We start from the raw sequence: 16,761 nt of genomic DNA on the forward strand, positions 1-16,761 counted from the left end.
GTAGTGGAAGTACTTCCGCGCCCCGCTCTATTCCCCTGGCGGAGTGGGGACATGATGCCGGATCGAAGCGCTATTTGAATCCGGATATGGACAAAGGTCTTTTAACAAATACGTAACAATTACCCGACCTTGTCCGCGCGCCACGCGGCGCGCCTCAGCTCAGGCCGAGGGCTTCCAGCTGGCGCTGCAGGCGCCAGTCCATCACCTGGGCGGCGCCCATCGGGCGGCCGAAGTGGTAGCCCTGGGCAATGTCGCAGCCCAGCCGCGCCAGGGCGGTGGCCGTGGCCGCGTCCTCCACGCCCTCGGCCACCACCTGCATGCCGAAGTTGTGCCCGAGGGCGATGGTCGACTGCACGATCATGGCGTCGGAGAAGTTGTCGGCCATGCCGGAGACGAAGGTGCGATCGATCTTCAGCACCTGTACCGGCAGGCGCTTGAGGTAGGCCAGGGACGAGTAGCCGGTGCCGAAGTCGTCGATCGACAGCGTCACCCCGAGGTCGCGGATCGCCTGCAGGCTGCGCAGGGCCATCTCCGGGTCTTCCAGCAGGGTGCCTTCGGTGACTTCCAGCTCGACCAGGGCGCCGGCGATGCCGTGGCGGGCCAGCAGGCCCTGCAGCTCGCTGACGAAGTGCGGGTTGCGCAGGTTGTTGGCGCTGATGTTCACCGCCATGCAGGTTTCCAGGCCATGTTCGCTCCAGGCGCGCAGTTGGCGCAGGGCCTCGTCCAGCACCCAGCGGGTGAGCGGGTGGATCAGCTCGGTGGACTCGGCCATGGGGATGAACTCGCCGGGCGGGATCATGCCGCGCTCGGGGTGTTCCCAGCGCAACAGGGCCTCGAAGCCGATTACCTGGCCGTCTGCCAGGCTCACCTTGGGCTGGTAGTGCAACTGCAGCCCGCCCTCGCGGATGGCCCGCCCCAGGCCGGTGTGCAGGGCCAGGCGCTCGGGGGTGTAGGTGTCGTCGCAGCGCTGGTAGAGGAGGAAGTCGCGGCGCCCGTGCTTGGCCTGGTACATGGCGATGTCGGCGCAGCGCAGCAGGTCGCTGGGGGTATCGCCATGCTCCGGGTAGAGGGCCACGCCGATGCTGGCCGACAGCTCCAGCTGGATGCCGCCGGCGAACAGCGGCTGGCGCAGCACGCGGGCGATGCCCTGGCACAGGCCGGGCACGCTGCGCTCGTCGTCCAGCTCGCGGGTGATCACCGCCATCTCGTCGCCGCCCAGGCGGGCGATGCCGGCCTCCTGGGTGCGCAGCCAGGCGCCCAGGCGCGCGCCCACCTGCTGCAGCACGCTGTCGCCGTGCTGGTGGCCGAGGGTGTCGTTGACTTCCTTGAAGCGGTTCATGTCCAGCAGCAGGATGGCGAAGCGCCCGTCGCCGCGGGCGATGCGCTGCTCGATGTGGCGGCGGAACCAGTAGCGGTTGGGCAGCCCGGTGAGCGAGTCGTGGTTGGCCAGGTACTCCTGCTCGGCGAGGTAGCGCTTGCGTTCGGTGATGTCGTGCAGCACCAGCAGCAAGAGGATGTTCTGCTGCCAGCTGAACAGCGTGGCGTGCGCCTCGCAGTCGAACGGCAGACAGGTGTCGCGGCGCTGGAACTGCCATTCGCTGTCCACTTCGTGCAGCTCGCCGCTGAGCAGCCCTTCGAGGTTGGCGCGGCTGGCCACCAGCGACAGGCGCCCGTCCGGCTGGCGCTCCGGCGACAGCTCCGAGGGCAGCAGGCCGATCAGGCGCTCCGGCGAGTCGACGCCGAACATGCCCGCGGCGCGTTCGTTGGCGGCGCGCACCCGGCCGTCCACGCCAATCAGCAGCACGCCGTCGTTGATGTTGGTGAACAGCTGGCGGTAGAAGCGCCCGTTCTGGCTGATCTCGCCGATCAGCCGGCGCAGCTGCCAGGCGGAAAGGCCCAGGGCCAGGGCGCAGATGGCCAGCAGCACGGCGCTGAAGCCGGCGCGCTTGAGCCAGGGCTGCAGGTAGCTGGCCGAGGCCTGGCCGACCACGGCATGGATCGGGAAGCTCGCCGAGGGGGCGTCGGCGAACAGCGACGGCTCGCCGGTGATGCTCAGGCCTTCGACCAGGGCGAAGTCGGTGCTCCCCAGGCGCGGGAACAGCGGCGACCACTCCGGCAGGCGGCGACCGATGGAGTTCAGGGTGTCGGGGGTGCGGTAGAGCACGGTGCCGAGGTTGTCGAACATGCCGGCGTTCATGTGCTCGGCCAGGCCCAGGCGGCGCAGCAGGTCGCCGACGCGCTCGGTGTCGATCAGCGCGCCGACGCGCTGGGTGCGGCCGTCGGCGCCGCGCTGGCCGACGTACATCGGCAGCAGGAAGGCGCCGTTGGGGCCGCGCAGCGTGTGGCCGAAGGCCGGGCGCTCGCTGGCCGGCAGGTCGCCCAGGGCGAGCAGCGGGCGCAGGTGCTCCTCGGCCGGCTGGCCGTGGCCGTCCACGGCGTAGAGGTGGCCGTCGCGGAGCACGAACAGGTAGGTCGACACCGGGTCGTAGCGCATCGCCTGCGCCAGCTTCCCGCGCACCTGGCCGGCGTCGGCGACCTCGCCCAGGCCCTGCAGGTCTTCCGACACCGCGTAGATGCTGCCGTAGCTCTGCAGCAGCAGCGCGCTGATGTAGCCCTCCAGCGAGCGGGCCAGCGCCGAGAGGTTCTGCCGCACCTGGTCGGTGCTGCTGCGGTAGTCGCGGTACACGCTCCAGCCGCTCAGCCCGACCAGCAGGGTGAGGACCAGCAGCACGCCGGCATAGAAGAGCACGCCGATGCGCTGCCGGCGCGAGCCTCCCCGGGCGTGGGTGAAGACATCGAAATTGCTGGTCATGTAGATCCGTCTGTGACTGCAGCGAGAGTGTCGAACCCGGTTATGTCACTTAGCCATCATCCGATCAACCACCGGGCGGGTACCTGATGCCTATCGGCAGACCGGCGGCATTCCCCAGTACCGGCCGTCGAACGATGGGCGGGGCGCTCTGCAACGCGCCTGGCCGGCCGTGAAACAGGGCGACCGCAAGGCCCGGGAAATGAAGCGCGGCGGCAGCGGACGCAGCGAGATCGGCAGAAATACCCTGTGCATGTTTCAACTGCTCTCGCGCACCATCAGTTCGAAGCCCAGGTCCTGCACCGGCTCGGCGATCGGCCGCCCGGCGATCAGCGCCAGCAGCGTCTCGGCGGCACGGCGGCCGATGGCCTCGCGCGGGGTGCGGATGCTGGACAGGCGCGGCACCATGTAGGCCGAGCTGGGCAGGTCGTTGAAGCCGACCACGGCGACCTGCCGCGGCACTTCGATGCCCTGGCGCAGCGCCTCCAGCAGCGCGCCCTGGGCCAGGTCGTCGTTGCCGAAGAAGATGCCTTCCACGTCCGGCCGCGCGGCCAGCAGCTGGCGGAACAGCTCGCCGCCCAGGCCCACCGAGGACGGCCGCGGCGTCAGCATCTCCAGCGCCGGGTCGTAGCAGCCGGCCTTCTGCAGGGCGCGGCGGAAGCCCTCGCCGCGCAGCAGGGTGCGCTGGTCCAGTTGCGCGCCGACATAGGCCAGGCGCTTGCGCCCGCCGGCCAGCAGGTGTTCGGCGGCGGCCATGCCCGCGGCGATCTGCGAGAAGCCCACGCAGTGCAGGCCGGGGCTGTGGTCCAGGTCCATCATGTAGACGCAGGGCACGCCGCTGGCCTCGACCATCCGTCGCGCGCTCTCGGTGCGCTCGAAGCCGGTGAGCAGCAGGCCGCGGGGCTGGTAGGCCAGGTAGTTGCGGATCAGGTCTTCCTCTTCGTCGCGCGAGTAGTGGAAGTTGCCGATCAGCACTTCCAGGCCCTGGGGCCGCAGCACGCCGTGGATGGCCTCCAGGGTGTCGACAAACAGTTGGTTGGACAGCGACGGCACCAGCACCACCACGCTGTGGCTCTGCGCCGAGGCCAGCGCGCGCGCCGCGGGGTTGGCCACGTAGCCCAGCTCGGCGGCAGCCTCGCGGACCTTCAGCACCAGTGCCTCGGCGACGCTGCTGACGCCGCGCAGGGCGCGGGAGGCGGTGATGGGGCTGACGCCGGCGCGCTGCGCCACTTCGTTCAGGGTGGGGCGGCCGCTGGCGCGGGAGTGCTTGTCGTTCTTCTTCTGTGAGGACATCGGCTGGCTTGCCAAACGAAAATCGAGGCACTAAGGTAGCGCTGTCTCGCGAACCCGGCAATTGCCTGAAAGCCCCGGATCGCGCTGCGGCGAAAAAACCGCGGAGACCATACGCAAACACTAGAATGACAAGAAAGCGGAGGCAGCCCCATGCTCTTGGCTTCGACTTTTAAAGACAGCGCTGTCTCCCCACCGAGGTGCGATATGCTCCCCCCCATCCACGCCCTGCTGATCATGGGTGTCTCCGGTTGCGGGAAGACCAGCGTCAGCCAGGCGCTGTGCCGCGCCAGCGGCGCCCACGAGATCGAAGGCGACACCTTCCACCCGGCCGAGAACATCCGCAAGATGAGCGCCGGCATCCCCCTGACCGACGACGACCGCGCCGGCTGGCTGGCCACCCTGGCCGAGCTGCTGCGCCAGGCCGTGGCCGCCGGCCAGCGCCCGGTGCTGACCTGCTCGGCGCTCAAGCTGGCCTACCGCGAACGCCTGCGCGAGGCCGTGCCGGGCCTGGGCGTGGTGTTCCTCGAACTGCCCCGCGAGGAAGCCGCGCGCCGCGTCGCAGAACGCCCCGGGCACTTCATGCCGGCGACCCTGGTGGACAGCCAGTTCGCCGCCCTGGAACCGCCCCACGACGAACCGCTGACCCTCGCCGTCGATGCCACCCTGCCGGTGGAGCGCATCGTCGAGCAGGCCCTGGCCTGGTGGCGCGCCCACGAGCCGGCCTGAACCGTTTTTTGCCGCGCGCTGAAGACAGCGCTATCCCAAAACGCCCGTAAAAACAACGACAAGGGAGCCCCGCCATGTTCGGTCTGTCCCACGACACCTACCTGCTGCTGGATGCGCTGGTCACCATCATCGGCCTGATCCTGCTGATCACCCGCTTCAAGATCCACCCCTTCCTCGCCCTGATCATCGCCGCCGGCTTCCTCGGCCTGACCTCGGGCATGCCCGTGGCGCAGATCGTCAAGGCCTTCCAGGACGGCTTCGGCGGGGTGCTCGGCTTCGTCGGGGTGATCCTCGCCCTGGGCACCATGCTCGGCAAGCTGATGGCCGAGTCCGGCGGCGCCGACCAGATCGCCCGCACCCTGATCGACGCCTTCGGCGAGCGCAAGGTGCACTGGGCGATGATGCTGGCGGCGTTCCTGGTGGGCATCCCGCTGTTCTTCGAGATCGGCTTCATCCTGCTGATCCCGCTGGTGTTCATCGTCGCGCGGCGCAGCGGCGTGTCGCTGATCAAGATCGGCATCCCGCTGCTGGCCGGGCTTTCCGCGGTGCACGGGCTGGTGCCGCCGCACCCGGGCCCGCTGCTGGCCATCGGCGTGTTCGGCGCCGACATCGGCAAGACCATCCTCTACGGCCTGATCGTCGCGCTGCCCACCGCGGCCATCGCCGGCCCGCTGTTCGGCGCCTGGATCGCCCGGGTGATCCCCGGCAGCCCGTCCGAGGAACTGGTGGCGCAGATCGCCCACGAGCCGGAGAGCAGCGACCTGCCCAGCTTCGGCATCACCCTGCTGACCGTGCTGCTGCCGGTGTTCCTGATGCTGCTGAAGACCTTCGCCGACGTGCTGCTGCCCGACGGCCACGCCTTCCGCGCCTGGATGGACATGCTCGGCCACCCGATCACCGCCCTGCTGCTGGCGCTGCTGCTGGCCCTGTACACCTTCGCCTACGCCCGCGGCTTCGGCTCGCAGAAGATCCTCAAGCTGCTCGACCAGAGCCTGGCGCCCACCGCGGCCATCGTGATGATCATCGGCGCCGGCGGCGGCTTCAAGCAGATGCTGGTGGCCAGCGGCGTGGGCGACGTGATCGGCCACCTGGCCGTGCACGCGCAGATTTCGCCGATCCTGCTGGCCTGGCTGGTGGCGGCGGTGATCCGCGTCGCCACCGGCTCGGCCACGGTCGCCACCATCACCGGCGCCGGCATCGTGGTGCCGGTGGTGGGCATGATCCCGGGGGTCAACCGCGAGCTGCTGGTGCTGGCCACCGGCGCCGGCTCGCTGATCCTCTCCCACGTCAACGACGCCGGGTTCTGGCTGGTCAAGCAGTACTTCAACATGAGCGTCGCCGAGACCTTCAAGACCTGGACGGCCATGGAAACCATCCTCTCCGTGGTCGGCCTGGTGTTCATCCTGCTGCTTTCGCTGGTGGTCTGAGGACCGCCGGCTTCCCCCGTGAAAGGAGTACCGCCGATGTCCACCCAAGCCCGCGATCCCAAGCCTTCCCCCGCCAACGACTGGCCGCGCGACTTCGACGTGCGCGAGCGCTATGCCGAGCAGCAGGAGTTGCTCGGCGAAGCCAGGGCGCCAGCCGCGCCCCGGCCGTCCGGCCGCACCCGCTGAAAGCCCCTTGCCGGGCTTTCCGACGAACGCAGGCTGAAACGATTCACCTTCAGGCCGATCCAGGCTAAAAACAACATTCCGGGCGCCCTTCCCTTCTGCCCCAGCGGCGCCCGTTCCTGAGGGAGGAACCATGAGCCACAACCTCGACACCCTGTTCCCCGCCATCGACGACATCCCCGAGGCCTGGCGCCCCGACGCCCCGGTCGAGCAACGCGACTACCTGGTGAACGGCCAACTGCGCCGCTGGGACGGCCCGCTGGCGCCGGTGCGCAGCCCGATCTTCCTGAAGACCGCCGAGGGCGAGCGCCAGGTGATCCTCGGCAGCACCCCGCTGCTGGACGCCGACGCCGCGCTGGCCGCCCTCGACGCCGCCGTGGCCGCCTACGACAACGGCCAGGGCCTGTGGCCCAACCTGCGGGTGGCCGAGCGCATCCAGCACGTGGAGACCTTCCTGGCGCGCATGCGCGAGCAGCGCGAGGCGGTGGTGCGCCTGCTGATGTGGGAGATCGGCAAGAACCTCAAGGATTCGGAGAAGGAATTCGACCGCACCTGCGACTACATCGTCGACACCATAGACGCGCTCAAGGACCTGGACCGCCGCTCCAGCCGCTTCGAGCTGGAACAGGGCACCCTCGGCCAGATCCGCCGCGTACCGCTGGGCGTGGCGCTGTGCATGGGCCCGTACAACTACCCGCTGAACGAGACCTTCACCACGCTGATCCCGGCGCTGATCATGGGCAACACCGTGGTCTTCAAGCCGGCCAAGTTCGGCGTGCTGCTGATGCGCCCGCTGCTGGAGGCCTTCCGCGACAGCTTCCCGCCGGGGGTGATCAACATCATCTACGGCCGCGGCCGCGAGACCGTCTCGGCGCTGATGGCCAGCGGCAAGGTCGACGTGTTCGCCTTCATCGGCACCCACAAGGGCGCCGCCGATCTCAAGCGCCTGCACCCGCGCCCGCACCGCCTGCGCGCGGCCCTGGGCCTGGACGCGAAGAACCCCGGCATCGTCCTGCCGCAGGTGGACCTGGACAACGCCGTGGAAGAAGCCATCACCGGCGCGCTGTCGTTCAACGGCCAGCGCTGCACCGCGCTGAAGATCCTGTTCGTCCACGAAAGCGTGCTGCAGGGTTTCCTCGACAAGTTCAGCGCGCGCCTGGCCCAGCTCAAGCCGGGCATGCCCTGGGAGCCGGGCGTGGCACTGACGCCGCTGCCCGAGCCGGGCAAGGTGGACTACCTCAACGGCCTGCTGGAAGACGCCCTGGAAAAAGGCGCCAGGGTGATCAACGCCGGCGGCGGCCAGTCGCGCGAGAGCTTCTTCTACCCGGCGCTGCTCAGCCCGGTGACGGCGCAGATGCGCCTGTACCACGAGGAGCAGTTCGGCCCGCTGGTGCCGGTGGTGCCGTACCGCGAGCTGGAGGAAGTGATCGACTACGTGCTGCAGTCCGACTACGGCCAGCAGCTGAGCCTGTTCGGCAGCGACCCCGGGCAGGTCGGCCGGCTGGTGGACGCCTTCGCCAACCAGGTCGGCCGCATCAATATCAACGCCCAGTGCCAGCGCGGCCCGGACAGCTACCCGTTCAACGGCCGCAAGAACTCCGCCGAGGGCACCCTGTCGGTGCACGACGCGCTGCGCACCTTCTCCATCCGCACCCTGGTGGCGACGCGCTTCAATGCCGCCAACAAGGCGCTGATCAGCGAGATCATCCAGGGCCGCGAGTCGAACTTCCTGACCACCGACTACATCTTCTGAAGCCTGCGCAGGCGCCGCCCTAGATACGGATCAGTGTCTCGGTCGGCGGCGCCTGCTCGTTCAGTTCCTCCATCTGCAGCGCGTAGGGGCGGCGCAGGCGCAGCCGCTCGGCATCGCAGAGCAGCGGGCCCTGCGCGTCCTCGACGCCGAAGGGGTCGTCACGCAGCACGCCGGTGATGCGCCCCTGGCGGAACAGCTCGCGGATCGCCAGCAGGTTGTTCTCGCGCTGCCCGCTCAACTCGGCGAGCGAGCGCGGCTGGCTTTCGGACAGCTGGCACAGCACCGACACCAGCAGCGCCTGCGTAAGTCTGGGCCCCATGGAAGCTCCCCTGTGCAGCCATGAAAACGGTCCTGGCACTATGCGGACGAATTCTTAAAGAATGCTTATCCGGCCGTTTCCATGGCCATCGCTGGTTTCAGTCCAGACCGTTGTCGCGGTCCTGTTCCAGGCGCGCCAGGCGTTCCTCCAGGGCGGCCACGCGGGCCTCCAGCTCGAGGATGCGCGCCTCGTCCTGCACGCTGTGCTCGCCGCGCGGCGCCGAAGCGCCACGGCCACTGGCGGCAATGGCCGCCTCGCGGTCGGCGGCGCTGCCCAGCAGGTGCATGTAGCGGTCCTCGCGCTGGCCGCTCTGGCGTTCCAGCTGCACGGCGAAGCCACGGGCGGCCAGGCGTTCCAGCTGGTGGCGGACTTCCTCGGTGTCGTCGAAATCGTGCATGCGCATGCTGCGGGTGAGCAGCTCGTTGAGCGTCTGCGGGCCGCGCAGGAACAGCAGGCCGAGCAGCACCCACTGCGGCTTGACCAGCTCCAGCGCCTTGTCCAGGCGCTGCTCCCAGCGGTCGGCGCGGCTGCCCATCACCAGGCGCACCATCTCCAGGCCCTCCAGCCTGCGCAGGGCCTGGCCGACCTGGCCGGGGTTGAGGTCCATCACCGGCTCGCGACTGGTCTTCTGGTTGCAGGCGGTGACCAGGGCATTGAGCGTCAGCGGATAGGTTTCCGGCGTGGTCAGCTGCTTCTCGATCAGGCTGCCGAGCACGCGGATGTCCACCGCGCTGAGGGGCTCACGCTCGGGCAGGCTTGTGGATTCTTCGTTCATGTTGTTTCCAGGGGTCGCGTCGAGGCCCTTAGCCTAGCCGCGTCCGTCGGCTTTGGCACCCTCCATGGCGTCGCGCCTCATGCCGAGCCTCCTTGCTGGCGGCTGACCGGCAGCGCTTCGCAGGCGACTATTGGCACTGGCGAGGGCTTAAGATATGGTCTCATATGTATTATTCGGCTCGCCTACCCGGCGGCCATCCACACCACAACAACGATCAGGAGCGACCCCACCATGACCCAAGCGACCCGAGCCGACTGGGAAGCCCGCGCCAGCCAACTGTGCATCGAAGGCCGCGCCTTCATCGACGGCCAGTACCGCGACGCCGCCGACGGCGCCACCTTCGACTGCCTCAGCCCGGTGGACGGGCGCCTGCTGACCAAGGTCGCCAGCTGCGACGCCGCCGACGCCGAGCGCGCCGTGCACAGCGCCCGTGCCGCCTTTGAGTCCGGCGCGTGGTCGCAGCAGGCGCCGGCCGCGCGCAAGGCCGTGCTGGTGCGCTTCGCCGAGCTGCTGGAAGAACACGCCGAGGAACTGGCGCTGCTGGAAACCCTGGACATGGGCAAGCCCATCGGCGATTCGCTGAACGTCGACCTGCCCGGCGCGGTGGACAGCCTCCGCTGGAGCGGCGAGGCCATCGACAAGGTCTACGACGAGGTGGCCGCCACCCCGCGCGACCAGCTCGGCCTGGTCACCCGCGAGGCGGTGGGCGTGGTCGCCGCCATAGTGCCGTGGAACTTCCCGCTGATGATGGCCAGCTGGAAGCTCGGCCCGGCCCTGGCCACCGGCAACTCGGTGATCCTCAAACCGTCCGAGCGCTCGCCGCTGACCGCCATCCGCATCGCCCAGCTGGCGCTGGACGCCGGCCTGCCCAAGGGCGTGCTCAACGTGCTGCCGGGCTACGGCCACACCGTCGGCAAGGCCCTGGCGCTGCACATGGACGTGGACACCGTGGTGTTCACTGGCTCGACCAAAATCGCCAAGCAGCTGCTGGTCTACGCCGGCGAATCGAACATGAAGCGCGTGTGGCTGGAGGCCGGCGGCAAGAGCCCGAACATCGTCTTCGCCGACGCCCCGGACCTGCAGGCGGCCGCCGAAGCCGCGGCAGCTGCCATCGCTTTCAACCAGGGTGAAGTCTGCACCGCGGGCTCGCGCCTGCTGGTGGAGAAGTCCATCAAGGCGCAGTTCGTGCCCATGGTGGTCGAGGCCCTGAAAGGCTGGAAAGCCGGCCACCCGCTGGACCCGGACACCAACGTCGGCGCCCTGGTGGACAGCCGCCAGCTGGAGCAGGTGCTGGGCTACATCGAAGCCGGCAAGGCCGAGGGCGCCCAACTGATGACCGGCGGCCGCCAGGTGCTGGAGGAAACCGGCGGCACCTACGTGGAGCCGACGCTGTTCGACGGCGTGAGCAACGCCATGAAGATCGCCCGCGAGGAAATCTTCGGCCCGGTGCTCTCGGTGATCGAGTTCGAAGGCGCCGAGGAAGCCATCCGCATCGCCAACGACACCCAGTACGGCCTGGGCGCGGCGGTCTGGACCCGCGACATCACCAAGGCCCACCAGACCGCCCGCGCCCTGCGCGCCGGCAGCGTGTGGGTGAACCAGTACGACGGCGGCGACATGACCGCGCCCTTCGGCGGCTTCAAGCAGTCGGGCAACGGTCGGGACAAGTCGCTGCATGCGTTCGACAAGTACACCGAGTTGAAGGCGACTTGGATCAAGCTCTGAGGCGGCGCTTGCCGGCTGCGTCGAGGCGCCTTTCGTAGGATGGGTTGAGCTTGTGCGAAACCCATGCGGTGGCGTTGATGGGTATCGCTTCGCTCCACCCATCCTACGGGGCTGACGACACGGCGCTTTTCGTAGGAGCGAGCTTGCTCGCGAACGGCGTTTCCCGGCGGCTACGGTGTGTGGGGTTAGCTCCGTCCCCTCTCCCCAACCCTCGGCTGCGCGCCCCGCCCTGAAGGGAGAGGGGGCTGTCCGTGCTGCCGGGAAACATGGTTTACGCCGATACCTCCGGGGCAGCCGGCTAACGCCAGCACAGCCAAGCGCACCGAACGGTCCCCTCTCCCTCTGGGAGAGGGTTAGGGTGAGGGAACGAAGTCCAGCCGTGCTCTGGAGCGTCGTCGAAGTCCGTCACCCTCACCCCAGCCCTCTCCCAGAGGGAGAGGGAGCTATCCGTGCGGCCGGGAAACATGGTTTACGCCGATACCTCCGAAGCAACCGGCTAACGCCAGCACAACCAAGCGCACCGAACGGTCCCCTCTCCCTCTGGGAGAGGGTTAGGGTGAGGGAGCGGAGCCCATCCGTGCTCCGGAACGTCGTCGAAGTCCGTCACCCTCACCCCAGCCCTCTCCCAGAGGGAGAGGGGGCTGTCCGTGCGGCCGGGAAACATGGTTTACGCCGGCTCCTCCGGGGTAGCCGGCTAACTCCAGAACAGCCAAGCGCACCGAACGGTCCCCTCTCCCTCTGGGAGAGGGTTAGGGTGAGGGAACGAAGTCCAGCCGTGCTCCGGAGTGTCGTCGAAGTCCGTTACCCTCACCCCAGCCCTCTCCCAAAGGGAGAGGGAGCTGTCCGTGCCAAAGGGGAATGTGGCTCACGCCGGCACCTCCGGAGTAGCCGGCTAACGCCAGAACATCCGAGCACACCGAACGGTCCCCTCTCCCTTCAGGGCGGGGCGCGCAGCCGAGGGTTAGGGAGAGGGGACGGAGCCAAACCCCACACACCGCAACCGCCGGCAGACTCCGTTCGCGAGCAAGCTCGCTCCTACAACAAGCAACAAGCAACAAGCACCAAGCCCCCCCTCACAACCGCCCCAGAAAATCCCCCAGCAACCCCCGGCAATTCCCCTTGTTCACCCCCTCCCGCTCGGCGATCTCCGCACGAATCCGCTCCGGCAAATCCCCCGCCTCGGCCATGAAGCGCCGCCCCTCCTCGCTGCGCCGCCAATAGGCGATCCAGGTATCGAACATCGCCGTGTCGATCTCCGGGTGGAACTGCACGCCCAGGCTGCGCCCATGGCGGTATGCCTGGGCCGCCAACTCAGTGGCACCCAACAGGGTGGCACCCGGCGGCGGAGTGAAGGCATCGAAATGGAAATTCAGCCAGGGACCACGGAAGGCCCAGTCCGCCTGCGGGGTGTCGATGGGCGTCCAGCCGATCTCGGCCTGGCGGTTGCGGTACACCTCGCCGCCCAGGGCGCGGGCCAGCAGTTGGCTGCCGAAGCAGATGCCCCAGGTCGGCACGCCGCGCGCCTGCACGGCCTTCAGCCAGACCAGTTCGCCGCCCAGCCAGGGCACGCGGTGGTCGTAGGCCGACTCGGGGCTGCCCAGCACCAGCAGCAGTTCCAGGCTCTCCGGCGACGGCAGGCCTTCCTCTACGCAGCGCAGTTCCAGGTCGATGCCCTGCTCGGCGAACAGTTCCGGCAGGCAACCGGCGACGTCGGCGGCGTCGTGCAGCACGGCGATGGCACGGGATGGTTTCATGGCGCTTCCTCCTTAAAAGATTTTAAAACAGATTTTTTATTTGCCTTACCCGCGGCGCTGAAACCCGCATGAAACCTGGACTCTCACTTTCACGAGCAACCAGGCCCCACCCAAAAGGCACCGGAAAGGCGAAAAAAGTCTGTTGAAAACTATGAAACCATATTTTAAATTCAAATCCATTCCCCGCCGCCCACCGACGGCGGATGGCGGCGCCGCCCGGCATCGCCCATCACAACAACAGCGCACCGCTCACTGGCGGCAAGCGCCAGAACGGAGGTGTCCGAATGACCACCAGCGCCCCTACCCGCCTCGATGACGCGCCCTACCTGGATGTCAGCGACCCGAGCTTCTCGATCCGCTCCCAGGCGGTGATGGATGCCCGCGCGCAAAGCTGGTTCGCCCGCACGCCCTATGGCATCGCCGTGCTGCGCTACGACGAGGTGAACAAGCTGCTGCGCGACCAGCGCCTGCGCCAGGGCAGCTACGCCTGGCCCGCGCACAACAACGCCAGCGGCAGCTTCGCCGACTGGTGGATGCGCATGCTGCTGAGCAAGGAAGGCGCCGACCATTCGCGCCTGCGCCGCCTGGCCAACCCGGCCTTCGCGCCCAAGCTGGTGAAGCAGATGATGCCGGACTTCCAGCGCCTGGCCGGCGACCTGATCGCCCAGTTCGAAGGCCGCGGCGAGTGCGAGTTCGTCAGCGAGTTCGCCGAACCCTACGCCACTCAGGTGATCTGCCTGCTGCTCGGCCTGCCGATCAGCCAATGGAAGGGCCTGGCGGACCTGGCGGTGGAGATGGGCCTGGCCCTGGGCGTCACCTTCAAGCGCGACGAGGCGCGCATCAACGCCGCCACCGACAAGCTGTTCGGCTACGCCCGCCAGGCGGTGGAAGCGCTCAAGCGCAACGGCCTGGGCGAGGACTTCCTCAGCAGCCTGGTGCGCGCCAACGAAGAGGACAAGAACGCCCTCAGCGACCAGGAGCTGTACGACATGATCGTCCTGGCGATCTTCGGCGGCATCGACACCACCCGCAACCAGCTCAGCCTGGCCATGGACACCTTCCTCCAGCACCCCGCGCAATGGGAGCTGCTGGGCAACGACGCGGAACTGGCCCGCGCCGCCGTGGAAGAAGTGATGCGCGTGCGCCCGACCGTCACCTGGGTCACCCGCGAGGCGCTGGAAGACTTCGAGTACCAGGGCCTGCACATCGCCAAGGGCACCACCGTGCACCTGTTCAGCCAGGCCGCCGGCAGCGACCCGCACGCCTTCGAGGACGCCAGCTTCGACATCACCGCCAAGCGCCTGCCGCACTTCGGCTTCGGCGCCGGCGCGCACCACTGCATCGGCCACTTCATCGCCCGCGGCGACATGACCGCGGCCCTGGCCCTGCTCGCCCAGCACCTGAAGCATCCGGCGCCCAACGGCGAGGCCGAGTGGCTGCCGGACAGCGGCAACACCGGCGCCACCCGCCTGCCGATCCGCTTCGACGCGGTGCCGGCGAAATGAACGCACCCAGCGTAGCCATCGTCGGCAGCGGGCCCTCGGCCTGCTACCTGGCCCAGGCCCTGCGCAAGCACTGGGCGGACGCGCAGATCGTGCTGATCGAGCGCCTGCCCGCGCCCTTCGGCCTGGTGCGCTACGGCGTAGCGCCGGACCACCAGGGCACCAAGGCGGTGTGCCGGCAGTTCGAGCGGCTGTTCGAGCGCGAAGGCGTGGCATTCCTCGGCAACCTGGAGATCGGCCGCGACCTGTCCCTGGAGCAATTGCGCGAGGCCTTCGACCTGGTGGTGCTCGCCACCGGCCTGTACGGCGACCGCCGCCTGGGCATCCCCGGCGACGAGCTGCCCGGCGTCTACGGCTCCGGCCGCGTCACCCGGCTGTTCAACGGCCACCCGGACGAACAGGGCTTCGCCCCGGCGTTCGGCCGCCGCGTGGCCATCGTCGGCAACGGCAACGTGGCCATCGACGTGCTGCGCCTGCTGGCCAAGTCGGCCGAGGACTTCGCCGGCTCCGACATCGCCGAGGCGCCGCTGCAGGCGCTGCTGGCCGAAGGCGTGGAGCGCATCGACATCCTCGGCCGCTCGCCCGCCGCCCAGGCCCGCTTCGACCCGGTGATGCTGCGCGAGCTGGGCAAGCTGGCCGGGGTGCGCATCCGCATCGAGGACCTGCCGCCGGCAGACGCCCCCTGTGCCGACGCCACCGAGCAGGCGCGCCTGGACGTGCTGCGCGCGCTGGCCGCCCAGGAGCAGCCGGCAGCCGGCCGCGAACTGGTCTTCCACTTCGGTTGGACACCCCAGGCCATCCACGGCGCCGCAAGCGTCGAAGCCCTGGAACTGCGCCACGCCGACGGCCGCGAACTGCGCCTGGAGGTGGACAGCCTGGTCAGCGCCATCGGCTTCGAGGAAGCGGCCGAGGGTCTGCTGCAACGCGACGCCCTGCTGGGCGCCAGCGCCGACCTCGAACGTGGCCGCCTGGACCACGGCCTCTACTGCGTCGGCTGGCTGCGCCGCGGCCCGCGCGGGACCATCCCGGAAAACCGCCAGGACGCCCGCCTGGTCGCCGAGGCCATGGTCGCCGACCAGCAGGCCGCGCCGCGCAGCGGCCGCCCCGGCCTCGCCGCCCTGCCCGCCGGGCTGCGCGAACGTGCCGTCGGCTACCCGCAGTGGCAGCGCATCGACCACGCCGAAACCCGGGCCGCCGCCCCCGGCCGCGTGCGCCGCAAGATCACCGACCGCGCCGGCATGCTCGCCATCGCCCGCAGCCCCCAGGAGAACCCCGCATGAACATCCTCATCCTCTTCGGCACCGAGACCGGCAACGCCGAGATGGTCGCCGACGACCTCGCCGACGCCCTGGGCGCCGACTACCCCACCCAGGTCCGCGACATGGCCGCCTTCGACCCGGCCACGCTGAACCCGCAGGACTTCCACGTCATCGTCTGCTCCACCTACGGCGACGGCGAGCTACCCAACAGCGCCCAGCCCTTCCACGCCGCGCTGCAGGGCCAGCGCCCGGACCTGGCCGGCCTGCGCTTCGCCACCTTCGGCCTGGGCGACAGCTTCTACGAGACCTTCAACCGCGGCAGCCGGATCATCGCCGACGCCCTGGTGGAGCTGGGCGCGCAGCAGGTCGGCGAACACGGCCAGCACGACGCCTCCAGCGGCGAGCTGCCCGGCGACGCGGCGCTGGCCTGGGCCAAGGGCCTGCTCGGGCAGATCTGAGGAGAACGCCATGCGCCTGTGCATCATCGAAAACGGTGTGATCCCCGAGGACCTGCAGGCCGAGTTCGGCAGCTACCCGGCGATGATCGAAAGCTGGCTGGCCCCGGCGCTGCCCGAGGCGGACTTCACCTACGTCTCGGCGGTGCGCGGCGAGCCGCTGCCCGAGGCCACCGCCTTCGACGGCTACCTGCTGACCGGCTCGCGCCATAGCTGCTACGAACACAGCCCCTGGATGCTGCATCTGGTCGCCCTGCTGCGGCGCCTACGCAGCCTGCGCCGGCCGGTGTTCGGCATCTGCTTCGGGCACCAGATCATGGCCGACGCCTTCGACGGCCGCACCACCCGCGCCGAGGTCGGCTGGGGCGTCGGCGCCCAGGCCTACCGGTACGACGCCGAGGGCCTGGAGGACGCGGCCACCCTGGTGTTCCATCAGGACCAGGTCAGCAGCCTGCCGCCGCAGGCGCGGGTGGCCGGCGGCTCCGCGCATTGCCCGCACGGCGTGCTGGAGTACGCCTTCCCGGCGCGCTCGGTGCAGTTCCACCCGGAGTTCACCGCCGGCTACCTGGCCGCCCTGCTCGACCGCTACGGCAACGGCCTGCTGCCGGCGGACGTCACCGCGCGGGCCTGGGAATCGCTGCGGCAGCTGAGCCCGGACAACCGGCAGATCGCCCGCTGGGCTGCCGCCTTCTTCCGCGAACACGCCCGCCCGGTCTGTTCCCCGTTCATCCCCTAGCCCGGCGCTTCGCAGAGAGGTTCCGTTCTTCGCCACAAAACATAT

At 69.2% G+C, this 16,761-nt stretch carries 14 protein-coding genes; 9 read left to right on the forward strand and 5 right to left on the reverse strand.

Annotation, left to right across the window (positions count from 1 at the left end):
- Window positions 1-154 precede the first annotated feature (154 nt).
- Both PcP3B5_RS26575 and gntR read right to left on the reverse strand, forming a co-directional pair.
- Complete coding sequence (locus PcP3B5_RS26575; RefSeq protein WP_061562823.1) at window positions 155-2,812, reverse strand: bifunctional diguanylate cyclase/phosphodiesterase; 2,658 nt, start codon at window positions 2,810-2,812, stop codon at window positions 155-157.
- A gap of 255 nt (window positions 2,813-3,067) precedes the next feature.
- The gene (gene gntR, locus PcP3B5_RS26580) at window positions 3,068-4,102 is read right to left on the reverse strand and encodes an HTH-type transcriptional regulator GntR (protein WP_043318641.1); all 1,035 of its coding nucleotides are present in this window, start codon (window positions 4,100-4,102) and stop codon (window positions 3,068-3,070) included.
- Between the two features lie 204 nt (window positions 4,103-4,306).
- On the opposite strand from gntR, the gene PcP3B5_RS26585 reads away from it, so the two are divergent.
- The 4 genes from PcP3B5_RS26585 to PcP3B5_RS26595 all read left to right on the forward strand — a co-directional run bounded on the left by PcP3B5_RS26585 (window position 4,307) and on the right by PcP3B5_RS26595 (window position 8,191).
- On the forward strand, window positions 4,307-4,828 hold the full coding sequence (locus PcP3B5_RS26585; RefSeq protein ID WP_043268902.1) for a gluconokinase: 522 nt from the start codon (window positions 4,307-4,309) through the stop codon (window positions 4,826-4,828).
- Window positions 4,829-4,902: 74 nt separating this feature from the next.
- Entirely contained in the window at window positions 4,903-6,255 is a 1,353-nt protein-coding gene (locus PcP3B5_RS26590; protein ID WP_061562824.1) for a GntP family permease, read from the forward strand.
- Window positions 6,256-6,291: 36 nt separating this feature from the next.
- Complete coding sequence (locus PcP3B5_RS32075; RefSeq protein WP_203228532.1) at window positions 6,292-6,441, forward strand: hypothetical protein; 150 nt, start codon at window positions 6,292-6,294, stop codon at window positions 6,439-6,441.
- A gap of 130 nt (window positions 6,442-6,571) precedes the next feature.
- A complete protein-coding gene (locus PcP3B5_RS26595) occupies window positions 6,572-8,191 on the forward strand; it encodes an NADP-dependent glyceraldehyde-3-phosphate dehydrogenase (RefSeq protein WP_061562825.1) in 1,620 nt (539 codons plus the stop codon).
- A 19-nt stretch (window positions 8,192-8,210) separates the two neighbouring features.
- Here the strand turns inward: PcP3B5_RS26595 and PcP3B5_RS26600 are convergent, their stop codons facing one another.
- Complete coding sequence (locus PcP3B5_RS26600) at window positions 8,211-8,510, reverse strand: hypothetical protein (protein ID WP_061562826.1); 300 nt, start codon at window positions 8,508-8,510, stop codon at window positions 8,211-8,213.
- A gap of 97 nt (window positions 8,511-8,607) precedes the next feature.
- Entirely contained in the window at window positions 8,608-9,285 is a 678-nt protein-coding gene (locus PcP3B5_RS26605) for a YceH family protein (RefSeq protein WP_061562827.1), read from the reverse strand.
- 231 nt (window positions 9,286-9,516) lie between these two features.
- Between PcP3B5_RS26605 and PcP3B5_RS26610 the strand changes: the two genes are divergently transcribed.
- Entirely contained in the window at window positions 9,517-11,010 is a 1,494-nt protein-coding gene (locus PcP3B5_RS26610; protein WP_061562828.1) for an aldehyde dehydrogenase, read from the forward strand.
- Between the two features lie 1,073 nt (window positions 11,011-12,083).
- Here PcP3B5_RS26610 and PcP3B5_RS26615 read toward each other — a convergent pair.
- Entirely contained in the window at window positions 12,084-12,764 is a 681-nt protein-coding gene (locus tag PcP3B5_RS26615) for a type 1 glutamine amidotransferase (protein ID WP_061562829.1), read from the reverse strand.
- Window positions 12,765-13,048: 284 nt separating this feature from the next.
- On the opposite strand from PcP3B5_RS26615, the gene PcP3B5_RS26620 reads away from it, so the two are divergent.
- The 4 genes from PcP3B5_RS26620 to PcP3B5_RS26635 are packed head-to-tail and all read left to right on the forward strand — an operon-like array spanning window position 13,049 to window position 16,716.
- A complete protein-coding gene (locus tag PcP3B5_RS26620; protein WP_009613127.1) occupies window positions 13,049-14,269 on the forward strand; it encodes a cytochrome P450 in 1,221 nt (406 codons plus the stop codon).
- The gene (locus PcP3B5_RS26625; RefSeq protein WP_061562830.1) at window positions 14,266-15,546 is read left to right on the forward strand and encodes an FAD-dependent oxidoreductase; all 1,281 of its coding nucleotides are present in this window, start codon (window positions 14,266-14,268) and stop codon (window positions 15,544-15,546) included. The genes PcP3B5_RS26620 and PcP3B5_RS26625 overlap by 4 nt, the downstream gene beginning before the upstream one ends.
- Window positions 15,543-15,983: a flavodoxin domain-containing protein gene (locus PcP3B5_RS26630; protein ID WP_043318658.1), complete on the forward strand. Its 441-nt coding sequence runs from the start codon at window positions 15,543-15,545 to the stop codon at window positions 15,981-15,983. Before PcP3B5_RS26625 ends, PcP3B5_RS26630 begins: the two co-directional genes overlap by 4 nt.
- Before the next feature lie 10 nt (window positions 15,984-15,993).
- Complete coding sequence (locus tag PcP3B5_RS26635) at window positions 15,994-16,716, forward strand: type 1 glutamine amidotransferase (protein WP_061562831.1); 723 nt, start codon at window positions 15,994-15,996, stop codon at window positions 16,714-16,716.
- Window positions 16,717-16,761 lie beyond the last annotated feature (45 nt).

It is taken from the genome of Pseudomonas citronellolis (genome assembly GCF_001586155.1).
In the GTDB taxonomy this organism is placed as follows: Bacteria; Pseudomonadota; Gammaproteobacteria; order Pseudomonadales; family Pseudomonadaceae; genus Pseudomonas; species Pseudomonas citronellolis.